This is a genomic window from Pseudonocardia sp. NPDC049635 (genome assembly GCF_040659795.1).
Lineage (GTDB): Bacteria > Actinomycetota > Actinomycetes > Mycobacteriales > Pseudonocardiaceae > Pseudonocardia.
Window position 1 is genome coordinate 38,825 of record NZ_JBFAON010000033.1, and the last position, 12,589, is coordinate 51,413.

The window sequence follows — 12,589 nt, forward strand, 5'->3', positions numbered from 1 at the left end:
GCCCGGCGGCAGGCACGGAACGCACCGAGGAGGTGGCCGGAATGAGCGACTTCGATCTGATCGTCCGCAACGGCCGCCCCGTGGTGTGCCCGCCCGCGAGCACCGTCGCACACGCGACGCTCGGCGCGCGTTCGTGGCAGCGGCCCGAGGTCGTCGGCGGCCCGAACCGTACCCGGGGAGACGTGTACTCCCGCCCGGCCACCGGGTCCGCCGTGATCGCCATGGACTTCGGTCCGCTCGTCGACGACAAGTCCACATCAGCGTCCGTTCCCGGGCGCCGAGGGGGAACCTGACCCTCAGCGCTCGCGTCGAGTCCCGATCGGGGCCGCGGAACCCACGCACACGGGTTCCACGGCCCCGATTTTTTTGTCCGCACGTCCGTCCCGAGGGAAGCAGATCTGTGCAGAACGCAGGTCCGACAACCGTCCGAGAAGTTCGATCGAGGAGGTCGATCGTGTACGTGAGATCCGCTCCGTGTGACGGCGGAGTGATCCAGACCGAGAGGGGTGGCGGTTGTTCGTCGCCGGCCGGCGGGCGACCCGCTGCCGGCGCGACCGGAACAGCCACCACCGGGCAGTGGTCGGCGCTACCGTGCCGCAACGGCGACGCGGACCTGTGGTTCGCCGAGTCACCGACCGAGCTGGAGCAGGCGAAGGCGCTCTGCACCGGCTGCCCCGTGCGGGACGCCTGCCTGTCCGGCGCGCTGTCCCGCGGTGAACCGTGGGGGGTGTGGGGCGGCGAGATCTTCGACCACGGCCGGGTGATCCCCCGCAAACGGCCGAGGGGCCGTCCCCGCAAGGCCGACCTGGAGCGCGACCGCGCCTACGCGCTGGCCGCGAGCTGCTGAACTGGCCCGGAGCCGGCCGATCCGCCGCTCCACCCCGAGACCCGACCGACGAGGAGACGACCGTGATGAAGCACCTGACGACAGCAACGGCACTGCCGGCCGAACGCCCGGCCCACCGCGACCGCACCACCGGCCTCGTGAACCAGGAGAGCACGATGTCCCTCATCCATGAAGTTCTGGCGAGATCCCGTCAGCAGGAGATACAGCGTGAGGCGGCGCAGTACCGGCTCGCCCGCCGGCTCTCGGCCGCCCGGCGCTGGACCCGGCTCGCCACCTGGGTGTCGGTCCGGGCCGAGCGGGCCCGTGCCCGCGCCCGGGTCACCTGATCCCGTGCCACGACGACACCGCCCCGCCCGGACCGGTTCCGGGCGGGGCGGTGTCATGTTCCGGCGGTGTCACGTTCCGGGGTGCCGCGGATCAGGAGGGTTCGACGGCGACCCCGTCGGCGAAGGCCGCGGCGAACTCCGGTGACGGCGGGATCTCGGTGATCACGTCGACGAGCACCCCGTCCGGCCCGGCGACGACGAAGTGGCGCTGGCCGAAGTCCTCGTCCCGCAGTTCCTGCGCGACCGGGAGGCCGCCCTCGGTGACCAGCCGCGTCCACTCGGCATCGACGTCGTCCACCTCGAGGTTCACCAGCACGCCTGCTGCGGACCTGCCGCGGTAGGCCTCCGGGATCGTCGGGTGGTCCCGGTCGAGCACCGCGATCTCGTGGCCTTCGCGCTGCAGGCTCACGTACCAGTCGGTGTCGAAGGTGATCTCGAAGCCCATCGGGCCGGTCCAGAACGCGCGCGCTGCGGCCACGTCGCCGGTGGTGAGCACGGGGTAGCAGCTGGTCAGCACGATTCCTCCTGCAGTTGGCGTACCATCAGTACGCGAAAAGCTACTGACGTACCCTCGGTATGTCAACGAGGAGGACTGTATGGGTGTGCGGGTCGAGCAGCGGGAGCGGACGCGGCAGGCACTGCTCGACGAGGCGGAGCGGTTGTTCGCGCGCGACGGTTACGGCGCGGTCGGGCTGCCGGCCGTCGTCGGGGGCGCGGGGGTCACCAAGGGCGCGCTCTACCACCAGTTCGACGGCAAGGCGGGCCTGTTCGCCGCGGTCCTGGAACGGGTGCAGGAACGTGTCGCGGAGCAGGTGGTGGCCGCGGCCGGCGAGTTCCCGCACGATCCGTGGCAGCAGCTGCTGGCCGGGTGCCGGGCGTTCATCGACGCCAGCACCGCCCCGGCCGCAGCCCGGATCATGCTGGTCGACGGGCCGGCCGTGCTCGGCTGGCCGGCCTGGCGGGAGCTCGACGAACGCACGTCCGGCCGGCATCTCGCCGAGGCGCTGCGGGCGCTGGTGGACCACGGTGATCTGGCACCGCAGCCGGTCGAACCGCTGGCCCGGTTGCTGTCCGGCGCGATGAACGAGCTGGCCATGTGGCTCGCCGGGCCCGGGACGACCACCGCCGACCGGGCCGCCGCACAGGCCGCGCTCGAACGGACGCTGGCCGGCCTCCGAACCGGGTGACCGGATACCGGGCCCACCGGGCGCGGGGCGCCCGCGTCTCCGCTCAGGAGGCTGCGGGCCCCTCGAACATCTCGGGCTGCCAGCGCTCGATGATCTCCCGCAGCCGCACCCGGGCGTCGAGCTGGCAGAGGATGCCGAGGGTCCCCATCGTCACCCGGTGCACCAGCAGGAAGCGCGGGGGCAGGTTCAGCGACCGTCCGATCGCGGCCTCCGGGCTGCGCAGATCACCGACCCGTTCGGCCTGCGACTGGATCCAGCGCCTGCTGAAGTGGAACTCGTCGGTCTCCAGCGGCTCGGTGAAGGGAGCCAGGTAGCCGAGGATCTGCTCCTGGTCGACCCGGGCGCCGTCGCGGACGAACCCGGCCGAACGCATCAGCGTCATCAGGTCGGCGCTGCGCCCCTCGAGCGCGTACTTGGTCATCGCCACGAGCTCGGGCGGCATGCCGTCCGGCATCCGGGCGACGGCACCGAAGTCGAGCACCAGCAGCCGTCCGTCGTCGAGGATGCCGAAGTTGCCCGGGTGCGGATCGGCGTGCAGCAGGTGCGTGCGGTCCGGCGCCGAGTAGTGGAACCGGGCGAGCCGCTCGCCGGCGTGGTCGCGCTCCTCCCGGGTGCCCTCGCGGATGACCGAGGACAGCCGACGCGCCTGCACCCACTCGGTGATGACGGCCTTGGGCGCGGACCCGACGACCCGGGGGACCTTCACCTCCGGGTCGCCCTCGAAGAAGGCCGCGAACTCGCGCTGATACGCGGCCTCGTCCCGATAGTCGAGTTCCTCCTCCATCCGGTCGCGGAGCTCGTTGACCAGCGGTTTGATCTCCATCCCGGGAACCAGCGGCTGCAGGATCCGGCTCATCCGCCCGAGCTGACGCAGGTCCGAGCGCAGTGCCTCCTCGGCGCCCGGGTACTGCACCTTGACCGCGACCTCACGGCCGTCGCGTTTCCACACGGCACGGTGCACCTGGCCGATGCTGGCCGACGCCGCAGGGGTCTCGTCGAACTCGGAGAACCGGGACCGCCAGGCCCGGCCGAACTGCTGGGTGAGCATGTGGTCGACGTCGGTCATCGGCATCGGCGGTGCCGCGGACTGCAGCTTGGTCAGCGCCTCGCGGTAGGGGGCCGCGTACTCGTCCGGTACCGCCGCCTCGAACACGGACAGTGCCTGGCCGAACTTCATCGCGCCGCCCTTGAGCTCACCGAGCACCGCGAACAGCTGTTCGGCGCTCTTCGCCGCGAGCTGCGCGGAGATCTCCTCCCGGTCTCCACCGGTGAGCCTGCGCCCGAGACCGGCAGCAGCCCGCCCTGCGACACCGAGCGGGATGCCCGCGAGCTTGGCGGTACGCGATGCCGTCCGTCGGGGAATGTCGCTCACCCCACGATTGTCCACCCGGTGCCGGGTGGTGCGCACCTCGCCGTGGGTGTTGTCATGATTCCTGTCACGGCCGTTGTCGCAGCACTGCAGGGGCAGCCCGGGCGTCCGGGCAGCGGCCGGGCGGTGATCGACGCCAGGTCGGTGGCGAGCTCCAGCTCCGTGCGCCAGGACGCGGGCGGCGGATGCCCGCCGACCGGCCCGTCCAGCGCGGCGAGGACCTGTGCCACGGCCAGCGCAGCGGTTGCGGCGACGACGTGCGGTTCGGCCGTGCGCGGGCCCGGGACGACGGCGGATGCATCCGCGACGTCCTCCCGGCACCGCCGGCACGGGCCGCCGCCGGGCAGGACGAGCGGCCCGACCACCCCGCGTCCGTCGCGCAGCGTGACGACGAGCTGGACCACCCCGTCGTCCGGGACGGCTCCCGGAGCGCCGGCGAGGACCACCAGATCGGGTGCGACCCGGCCGGCGGGCCCGGACCGGACGCCCGCGGCGGCGAGCAGGTCGTGCAGTACCCGGGCCCGACGCCCGCCGGTCGGCGGGAGGCCGACGGCGACGTCCGCGCTGCCGAGGGCCCCGGTCACCCGCGGGTGCACGTGCCCGATCCCGGCACGGGCCAGCCCGGCGACGACCGCACAGGCCAGCGCCGAGTCCCCGCGGACCTCCACCAGCGCGGAGCGCCGCCGCCGCCGGGCCCGGTCGGCGAGGTCGGCGTCGACGAGCAGGCCGGCCCGCAGCAGCACGCCGAGCAGCACCAGCAGGTCCGCGCACCGCCCCCCGGGCGGGACGTCCGCCAGCAGGTCGGCCACCGAGCGGGGCCCGGCGCCCAGGCGGTCCAGCGCCCCGGTGGCGGCCGGGGAGAGATCCTCCAGCACCCGTGTCCCGGCCGGGCCGCTGCCGATCCGGCGGGTGCGGGGCCCGGTCGCCGTGACGGTGTGGTGCGGCGCGAGCGCCAGCCGACGGGGGAGTCCGCTCATCCGGGCCACGGTGGCGGCACGGGCGCCCCGGCGTGGGCGGATCCGCGACGACGTTCGCAGGAGCACACAGCCCCCGGCCGCAGCGCCGGGGGCGAATATCGGCCCGTACCAGCGGCTCACATCGGATGTCAGGGCGGCTTACTCTTGTCGTATGGCGAGCTCCCCGGTCGAGGTCCGACGCAGTGCCCGCCGGAAGCGGATGGTCAGCGCGCGCCGCGAGGGCGATCGCGTCGTGGTGTTCATCCCCGGCTGGATGTCCGCCGAGCAGGAGCGCGACTGGGTCGCGGAGATGGTGAAACGGATCGAGGCCAGCGAGGCGCGGCGGCGCTCACCGGGCCGCCGCGGCGACGACGCCCTGCTACGCCGCGCGAACGAGCTCTCGACCCGCTGGCTGGAGGGCCGTGCGCAACCGGTGTCCGTCCGCTGGGTCCCCACGATGCGGACCCGCTGGGCGTCCTGCACACCGGACGACCGCACCATCCGGGTCAGCGAGCGGCTCCGGGACGCCCCCGGCTGGGTGGTCGACTACGTCCTGGTGCACGAGCTCGGCCACCTGCTGTCCGCCGCGCACGACGAGGCCTTCTGGTCGTGGGTGTACCGCTACCCGCGCACCGAGCGGGCCATCGGCTACCTGGAGGGGCTCAACGCCGCGGCGTCGCTCGGGATCACCGGGGTCGACGGCGACCCGGCGACCTCCGATGCGGAGCCCGAGTCCACCGGCTCGGGCCCGACCGCCGTCACCGAGCCCCCGGCGGCCGCCGCGGGCGGCTGAACGCGGGCGGGGCCGCTCAGGAGCCGCGCTCGTCCCCGCCGGGTTCCTGCCCGGGGCCCGTCTCGCCGTCGGTGCCGCTCTCGGGGGCGTCATCGGACGCGGACGCCTCGTCGGCGCCGGAGCCGTCGGCCCGGTCCTTCCGCGCGTCCTCGACCATCTGGCGTTCGAGCTCGGCGATCGGGTCGTCCGGGACGCCCCCGCCGGAGCTGCCGCGGACGAACGCGGCCGGGTCGTCGAGGTCGTCCGCCGAGGGGATGAGGTCGGGGTGCGCCCACACCGCGTCCCGGCCGTCGGTCCCGCGCTCGTCGCGCAGCAGCTGCCACAGCTCGGAGGCGGCCCGCAGCTTGCGCGGGCGCAACTCCAGCCCGACGATCGTCGCGAACGCCTGCTCGGCCGGGCCGCCCGAGGCCCGGCGGCGGCGCATCGTCTCGCGCAGCGCGTCCGCGCCGGGCAGCCGCTCGCCGAGCGCCTCGGCGACCACGGTGTCCACCCAGCCCTCGACGAGCGCGAGCAGGGTCTCCAGCCGGGCCAGCGCCGCCTTCTGCTGCGGGGTGTCCTCCGGCTCGAACATGCCGGACTGCATGGCCTCCTGGATCGACTCCGGGTTCGACGGGTCGATGCCGTGCGCCAGCTCCTCGATCCGGGTGGTGTCGACGGTGATGCCGCGGGCGTAGTCCTCGACCGCGCCGAGCAGGCGCTCGCGCAGCCAGTGGACGTGGGTGAACAGGCGCTGGTGGGCCGCCTCGCGGGCGGCCAGGTAGAGGGTCACCTCACCGGCCGGGCGGTCCAGGCCCTCGGTGAACCGGGCGATCGCCTCGGGCAGCAGCGCCGTCGTCCGTTCCGGGCCCGTCGGGATGCCGAGCTCGGTCGAGGTGAGCACCTCCTTGCCGAGCTGGGCGAGACCCTGACCGAGCTGGCTGCCGAACGCCATGCCACCCATCTGGCCGAGCATCGCCAGCATCGGCCCGGCGGCGTTGCGGACCTCCTCGGGCAGGCCCTCGACCCAGGCCGAGGACAGCCGGCGGGCGACCGGGTCGCACAGCCGCTTCCAGGTGGGCATCCCGGCCCGCACCCAGTCGCTGGGCGTCCAGGCCTTGATCTCCCCACCCGCGGCCGGGAACTCGGTGGCCGGGTCCAGCCACAGCTCGGCGAGCCGGACCGCCTCGGAGACGGCGGTGCGCTGGTCGTCGGTGAGCGAGGACGTCGTCTGCGCGAGCTGCTGGGTGGCGATCTGGGCGGCGAGGTCGTAGTTCACCGGTCCGCCGTCGCCGGAACCGGTGCCCGCGTGGCTGAGCATCTGGCCGAGCTGGGACAGCATCTGCCCGAGCTGGCTCATGTCGAAGTTGCCGCCTGCGCCACCGGGCATCCCGGGCATCCCGGGGAGCCCGCCCATGCCGAACGCGGCGAACGGGTTCTGCTGCGGGCCGGGCTGCTGACCGGCCGGGCCGTCGCCGGACGCCGGGTGCGAGCCGTAGCCGAACGGATCCTGCGGCCCCTCCTGCTCGCCGCCGGGCCCGTCACCGGAGCCGGCGGAGGAGTCGGGGCCGCGCCCCTCCTCGTCCTTGTCACGGTCACGGTCGGCGGGGCCGAAGCCGAACGGGATGTCGCTCATGCGGTCCACCGTACGCGGACGGGGTGGCCGACGCCGCCGCCCGCGGCAGCGCGATCCGGTGTCGGCACAGGTCGCCGGGCCTGTTCGCGGCCGGTGAACCGGCCGGGCCCGCGGGCGCCACCGAGTGTGCGCTGCGGTGTGCTGCTCCGGCTGTGCGGCTCCGCCTGCGTCACTCCGGCTGTGCGGCTCCGGTTGTGTTACGGCGTGCAGGTCGCCGGCGTGCCGCCCGCGTTCAGGGTCTCCAGTGCGTCGACGGCCTCGTCGAGCGTGCCGACCCGGACGAGCTGCAGCCCGTCCGGTGCGTCGGCGGCGGCCTCGGCGCAGTTCGCGGCCGGCACCAGGAACGTCTCGGCGCCGACCTCCTGCGCCTTGATCATCTTGAACCGGATGCCGCTGATCGGGCCCACCTCGCCCTCGGCGTTGATGGTGCCGGTGCCGGCGACGAACCGGCCGCCGGTGAGCGGTCCCGGCGTCAGCTTGTCCACCAGGGCGAGACTGAACATCAACCCGGCCGACGGGCCGCCCACGTCGCCGAGAGTGATCGACAGCCGCTGCCCGTCGGCGGGTGTGGTGGCCGGGGTGATGCCGAGGAACGCGCGATCCGGGTCCGACGGGTGCGGCGCCGGGGTGACGGTGACCTCGTGGGCGGGCCCCCCGCCCCGGACGATCGTCAGCTCCAGCGGCTCGCCGGGGCGGGCGGTGCCGAGCGCGTCGAGCAGCGCCTGGACCGAGGCGACCGGGGCGCCACCGACACCGCGGATCTCGTCCCCGGCCTCGAGCACGCCGGCCGACGGCGAGCCGTCGGTGAGCGCGCCGACCGTCACCCGGGTGGGGAGCCCGAGGTGGTTGAGGGCGGCGGCCTCGGCGTTCGCGATCGACCCGTCGAACTCCTGCTGGTTCTGCGCGGTGACCTCGTCGGTGCTGCGTCCCGGCGGGTAGAGCGACGACCGCGGGGCGAGCCGGTGCGTCCCGGACGCCCACAGTCCGAGCGCGCGGATCGTGGTGATGCCGTCGGTGACGCCGACGGTGGTCATGTTGAGGTGGCCCTCGGTGGGGTAGGTCGGCAGGCCCTCCGCGGAGACGACCGGGGTGCCGTCGACCTCGCCGAGGGTGTCGAAGGTCGGGCCGGGGCCCAGCGCGACGACGGGGGCGGGGAGCGCCGATCCGACGACGGTGAGACCCAGCAGCACCAGCAGCGCCGTCACCCACGTCGATGATCGATGGCCCACGCGCGCACCCTACGGTCGCGATCGCATGGGGACGCCGTTGGGTGCCGTCCGGCCTGTCCGAAGTGTCGTTTTCGTGATGGGATGGCGGAAGCTCCCGGGGCGCCACCGGGAACTCACGCGGTCGCCGTAGAGTTGACGGTCGGAGGATCTGCCGTCGCTCCCCGCCGGCCGAGATCTCTGCGATGTCGTCACCGAGCTGTGGAGCGTGCCCGTGTCGTCCATGCGGCCCCCCGTGGGAGCGCCGTCGCTGACCCGCCGAACCCGGATCCTGCTGGCCGCCGCGGGCGTCCTCGTAGTGCTTCTGCTCGGTGGCTCGCGGCTGCTGAACTTCTATGTCGACTACCTGTGGTTCGGGGAGGTCGGGTTCCGGAGCGTGCAGCTCACCCGGCTGTTCACCCAGATCGTGCTGTTCGGCGTGGTGGGCCTGGTGGTCGGCGGTCTGGTCGCGCTGACGCTGTGGCTGGCCTACCGGTACCGCCCGGTGTTCGTGCCGGTCTCGGGCCCGGAGGATCCGGTCGCCCGCTACCGGACGACGATCATCCAGCGGCTCCGGCTGTTCGCCGTCGGGGTGCCGGCCGCGATCGGCCTGATCGCGGGCCTGGCCGCGCCGGTGCAGTGGCAGACCGTGCAGACGTTCCTGCACGGCACGCCGTTCGGACAGGTCGATCCGGAGTTCGGCAACGACATCGCGTTCTACGCCTTCACCCTCCCGTTCCTGCGGATGGTGCTGAACTGGCTGTTCGTCGCGATCGCACTGTGCTTCGTGCTGGCACTGATCACGCACTACATCTTCGGCGGCATCCGGCTGACCGGCCGGTCCGGTTTCGTCTCCACCGCGGCCCGGGCCCAGCTCGCCGTGCTGGCCGGCGTGTTCGTGCTGCTCAAGGCGGTCGCCTACTGGTTCGACCGGTACGACCTGCTGTGGTCGAACCGGAACTCGCAGACCTTCTACGGCGCCACCTACACCGATCTCAACGCGGTGCTGCCGGCCAAGCTGATCCTGCTGATCATCGCGGTGGTCTGTGCGCTGGCGTTCTTCTACGCGGCGTTCCGGCAGAACCTGCAGATCCCGGCGGTCGCCGTGGTCATGCTGGTGATCTCGTCGATCCTGGTCGGCACGGCGTTCCCGCTGGTGCTGCAGCAGTTCGTGGTCGCGCCGAACGCCAACGAGCGGGAGGCACCGTCGATCGAACGCAACATCGCGGCGACCCGGGACGCGTTCGGGATAGGACCGGACACCGTCAACATCGTGCCCTATGCCGGGGAGTCCGAGGCGACACCGGCGCAGGTCCGCGCCGACACCGACACCATCCCGAACATCCGGCTGCTGGACCCGGGCAAGCTGAACCGGACGTTCACCCAGCTCCAGCAGCGACGGAACTTCTACGGCTTCGCGCCCAACCTGGACATCGACCGGTACACGATCGACGGCGAGACCCAGGACTACGTCGTCGCCGCCCGTGAGATGGACGCGAACGCCCTCGTCGGCAACCAGCAGGACTGGATCAACCGGCACCTGGTCTACACGCACGGCAACGGCTTCGTGGCCGCGCCGGCGAACCAGGTCAACGAGGCGCTGGAGGACGCGGGCGGCCAGGGTGGTCTGCCGCTGTTCACCGTGAGCGACACCCAGACCGAGGGCCGGATCCCGGTCGACCAGCCGCGGATCTACTACGGCGAGCTGCTGGACAACCAGTACTCGATCGTCGGCGCCGAGGAGGGCACCCCGCCGCGGGAGTACGACTCCGACGAGGCGCAGTACACCTACACCGGTGCCGGCGGCGTGCCGGTGGGCGGACTGTTCAACCGGGCCGTGTTCGCGCTGGCCTACGGCGAGCGGAACATCCTGTTCAACAGCTCGATCAACTCCGAGTCGAAGATCATGTACGTCCGGAACCCGCGGGACCGGGTGCAGGCCGTCGCCCCGTGGCTGACGCTGGACAACGACCCGTACCCGGCCGTCGTCGACGGGCGGATCCAGTGGATCGTCGACGGTTACACGACGCTGCAGAACTACCCGTACGCCGAGCGGGTCGAGCTGGGCGACGCCACCGCCGACTCGCGGCTCGGGCCGGACGGCCAGCAGCTGCCGAACGAGACGATCAGCTACCTGCGCAACTCGGTGAAGGCCACGGTCGACGCCTACGACGGCACCGTGAAGCTCTACGCCTTCGACGAGTCCGATCCCGTCCTGCAGACCTGGTCGAAGGCGTTCCCGGGTTCGGTGTCACCGCGCTCGGAGATCAGCCCCGACCTGCAGGCGCACCTGCGCTACCCGGAGGACCAGTTCAAGGTCCAGCGCGAGCTGCTGACCCGCTACCACGTCGACAACCCCGGCGAGTTCTTCTCGACGGTGTCGTTCTGGGACGTTCCCTCCGACCCGACGGCGCCCGGTGGTGCCGAGGGCGGCGTGCAGGACGCGCAGCCGCCGTACTACCTCTACGCCGGGCTGCCGAACCAGGAGGGTGCGTCGTTCCAGCTCACCAGCGCCCTGGTGAGCCTGCGCCGGCAGTTCCTCGCCTCCTACGTGTCGGCGGCCTCCGACCCGGAGAACTACGGCGAGATCACGGTGCTCCAGCTGCCCAACGAGACCCAGACGCTGGGTCCGCAGCAGGTCCAGGCCCAGTTCCTGGGTTCCCCGGAGGTCTCGCAGGAGCTGAACCTGCTCCGGCAGAACCAGACCACGATCGACTACGGCAACCTGCTCACCCTCCCGGTGGCCGGTGGCCTGCTCTACGTCGAGCCGGTCTACATCGAGCGGGCCGGGCAGGACTCGTCCTACCCGCAGCTGGCCCGCGTACTGGTCAGCTACGGCGGTCGGGTCGGTTACAACGCGAGCCTGTCCGCGGCGCTGGACGAGGTCTTCGGAGCGGGCGCCGGTGACGCGGCCGGTGGAGCTGCACCGACCACGGGGGAGCAGCCTTCCCAGCAGGAGCCGCCGGACCCGAACGGCGCGGAGGCCCCTGTTGCTCCGCCGGCCGCACCCACCGGTGCGCAGGCGGCCGCGGCGCAGGAGATCCGTGATGCGCTGAACGACCTGCGGGCCGCCCAGCAGGCCGGTGACTTCGCCCGCCAGGGTGAGGCGCTCGCCGAGCTGGATCGGGCCGTGGAGGCGTTCCAGAGCTCGGGCGGCTGACCGAGGCAGCACCCGGTGGGCCCGGGCCCCTGTGCAGGGGGCCCGGGCCCGCGGTGTATGGTGGGGACACAACACAGACGGGATCACGCGGTCCCGTTCGGCGCGGGGTGGAGCAGCTCGGTAGCTCGCTGGGCTCATAACCCAGAGGTCGCAGGTTCGAATCCTGCCCCCGCTACCACGTGGTGAAGGCCCCCGGGATGTCCCGGGGGCCTTCGCCGTGCGCCTCGGGTCCGACGGCGACCGGTCACGTGGATGCGCCGCGGCCCCGGCGCCCGGCCCGTTGTCTGAGATCTCCTGCTTCCTGACTTCCACGGGGTAGCACGCCGACCCCGCCCTCGCGGCCGTCGGACGTGGGGCCGGCACGTGCATCGGGGTGAAACTGCCGCGGGCAATATGGTTCCGGCAGTGCGCCGCCCGAGTGAAACAGCGGTTTCCTTTCGGTTCGATGCATATCCCGTTGTTTTCCCGGCCGCGAATCTTCTACCTTCGGTTCGCGTGCTTGCCGACCGCTCCCCGGCCGTCGGAACGGGTCCGACGGTTCCGGGTCGGCAGGTCACGAATCCAGCCGGAAAGGTGGTATTCAGGATGTCTCGTACTCCGTCGGGTCCGCTCCGCATCGTCGTCGTGGGCCTCACGCTGCTGGCCGGATTGTCGTTACCGCTGTTCGGGGCTTCGATCGCGGTTGCCCCGAGTGCCATGGCGCAACCTGAGTGTCGCGGGAACCCCAGCTCGGGTCCGGCTGCGTGCCGCCCCGTCGAGTTCTTCATCAGTGGCCCGAACGCGATCTCCATCGAGGCCAACGAACAGGGAAACTACAACCTCGAATACGTTTATCGGAACGCTTCGGGGGATCAGCGGATCGGTTACGGTCAGCTTGCGCTGGCAGCGGGTTATCACGGTGAGACGAGCCCACTGACCGAGCAGGAGGTGCGGGACGGCTATCGACTGGTGGACGTGGACATCTGGCCCGAGCTGAACTGACGCTCCCCGGCCGGTCGGCCCGGGACCCCCTGTGCGGGGGCTCGGGCCCACCGTGTACGGTGGGGACACAACACAGACGGGATCACGCGGTCCCGTTCGGCGCGGGGTGGAGCAGCTCGGTAGCTCGCTGGGCTCATAACCCAGAGGTCGCAG

General features: G+C 72.4%; 12 protein-coding genes and 1 tRNA gene. 8 read left to right on the forward strand and 5 right to left on the reverse strand.

Annotation, left to right across the window (positions count from 1 at the left end):
• Positions 1-41: 41 nt before the first annotated feature.
• The 3 genes from AB0J24_RS26040 (at position 42) to AB0J24_RS26050 (ending at position 1,173) form a co-directional block, all read left to right on the forward strand.
• Positions 42-293, forward strand: a complete 252-nt coding sequence (locus AB0J24_RS26040; RefSeq protein ID WP_358686037.1) for a hypothetical protein — start codon at positions 42-44, stop codon at positions 291-293.
• Positions 294-487: 194 nt separating this feature from the next.
• On the forward strand, positions 488-847 hold the full coding sequence (locus AB0J24_RS26045; RefSeq protein WP_358686040.1) for a WhiB family transcriptional regulator: 360 nt from the start codon (positions 488-490) through the stop codon (positions 845-847).
• Positions 848-912: 65 nt separating this feature from the next.
• Positions 913-1,173, forward strand: a complete 261-nt coding sequence (locus AB0J24_RS26050; RefSeq protein ID WP_358686042.1) for a hypothetical protein — start codon at positions 913-915, stop codon at positions 1,171-1,173.
• Positions 1,174-1,264: 91 nt separating this feature from the next.
• Here AB0J24_RS26050 and AB0J24_RS26055 read toward each other — a convergent pair whose 3' ends face one another.
• A complete protein-coding gene (locus tag AB0J24_RS26055) occupies positions 1,265-1,690 on the reverse strand; it encodes a VOC family protein (RefSeq protein ID WP_358686044.1) in 426 nt (141 codons plus the stop codon).
• Between the two features lie 79 nt (positions 1,691-1,769).
• Between AB0J24_RS26055 and AB0J24_RS26060 the strand changes: the two genes are divergently transcribed.
• Positions 1,770-2,360, forward strand: coding sequence for a TetR/AcrR family transcriptional regulator (locus AB0J24_RS26060; RefSeq protein WP_358686046.1), 591 nt, complete (start codon positions 1,770-1,772; stop codon positions 2,358-2,360).
• A gap of 43 nt (positions 2,361-2,403) precedes the next feature.
• On the opposite strand, the gene AB0J24_RS26065 is transcribed toward AB0J24_RS26060, so the two are convergent.
• Positions 2,404-3,732 (reverse strand): AarF/UbiB family protein, encoded by a 1,329-nt coding sequence (locus AB0J24_RS26065; RefSeq protein WP_358686048.1) that lies wholly within the window; start codon positions 3,730-3,732, stop codon positions 2,404-2,406.
• Entirely contained in the window at positions 3,729-4,706 is a 978-nt protein-coding gene (locus tag AB0J24_RS26070) for a hypothetical protein (protein WP_358686051.1), read from the reverse strand. Before AB0J24_RS26070 ends, AB0J24_RS26065 begins: the two co-directional genes overlap by 4 nt.
• A 151-nt stretch (positions 4,707-4,857) precedes the next feature.
• Between AB0J24_RS26070 and AB0J24_RS26075 the strand changes: the two genes are divergently transcribed.
• Entirely contained in the window at positions 4,858-5,478 is a 621-nt protein-coding gene (locus tag AB0J24_RS26075; protein WP_358686053.1) for a YgjP-like metallopeptidase domain-containing protein, read from the forward strand.
• Positions 5,479-5,494: 16 nt separating this feature from the next.
• Here the strand turns inward: AB0J24_RS26075 and AB0J24_RS26080 are convergent, their stop codons facing one another.
• Both AB0J24_RS26080 and AB0J24_RS26085 read right to left on the reverse strand, forming a co-directional pair.
• The gene (locus AB0J24_RS26080) at positions 5,495-7,090 is read right to left on the reverse strand and encodes a zinc-dependent metalloprotease (RefSeq protein ID WP_358686056.1); all 1,596 of its coding nucleotides are present in this window, start codon (positions 7,088-7,090) and stop codon (positions 5,495-5,497) included.
• 197 nt (positions 7,091-7,287) lie between these two features.
• Positions 7,288-8,319 carry a S16 family serine protease gene (locus tag AB0J24_RS26085; RefSeq protein WP_358686058.1) on the reverse strand — a complete coding sequence of 344 codons (1,032 nt, stop codon included), beginning with the start codon at positions 8,317-8,319 and terminating at the stop codon, positions 7,288-7,290.
• Positions 8,320-8,539: 220 nt separating this feature from the next.
• Between AB0J24_RS26085 and AB0J24_RS26090 the strand changes: the two genes are divergently transcribed.
• The 3 genes from AB0J24_RS26090 to AB0J24_RS26100 all read left to right on the forward strand — a co-directional run bounded on the left by AB0J24_RS26090 (position 8,540) and on the right by AB0J24_RS26100 (position 12,436).
• Complete coding sequence (locus tag AB0J24_RS26090) at positions 8,540-11,455, forward strand: UPF0182 family protein (protein WP_358686060.1); 2,916 nt, start codon at positions 8,540-8,542, stop codon at positions 11,453-11,455.
• 101 nt (positions 11,456-11,556) lie between these two features.
• A tRNA-Met gene (locus AB0J24_RS26095) sits at positions 11,557-11,633 on the forward strand.
• A gap of 446 nt (positions 11,634-12,079) precedes the next feature.
• Entirely contained in the window at positions 12,080-12,436 is a 357-nt protein-coding gene (locus AB0J24_RS26100; protein WP_358686062.1) for a hypothetical protein, read from the forward strand.
• Positions 12,437-12,589 lie beyond the last annotated feature (153 nt).

Coding starts and splice junctions, on each gene's coding strand:
- AB0J24_RS26040 (WP_358686037.1), top strand. CDS start 42: ATGAGCGACTTCGATCTGATCGTCCGCAACGGCCGCCCCGTGGTGTGC.
- AB0J24_RS26070 (WP_358686051.1), bottom strand. CDS start 4,706: ATGAGCGGACTCCCCCGTCGGCTGGCGCTCGCGCCGCACCACACCGTC.
- AB0J24_RS26060 (WP_358686046.1), top strand. CDS start 1,770: ATGGGTGTGCGGGTCGAGCAGCGGGAGCGGACGCGGCAGGCACTGCTC.
- AB0J24_RS26080 (WP_358686056.1), bottom strand. CDS start 7,090: ATGAGCGACATCCCGTTCGGCTTCGGCCCCGCCGACCGTGACCGTGAC.
- AB0J24_RS26090 (WP_358686060.1), top strand. CDS start 8,540: ATGCGGCCCCCCGTGGGAGCGCCGTCGCTGACCCGCCGAACCCGGATC.
- AB0J24_RS26075 (WP_358686053.1), top strand. CDS start 4,858: ATGGCGAGCTCCCCGGTCGAGGTCCGACGCAGTGCCCGCCGGAAGCGG.
- AB0J24_RS26050 (WP_358686042.1), top strand. CDS start 913: ATGAAGCACCTGACGACAGCAACGGCACTGCCGGCCGAACGCCCGGCC.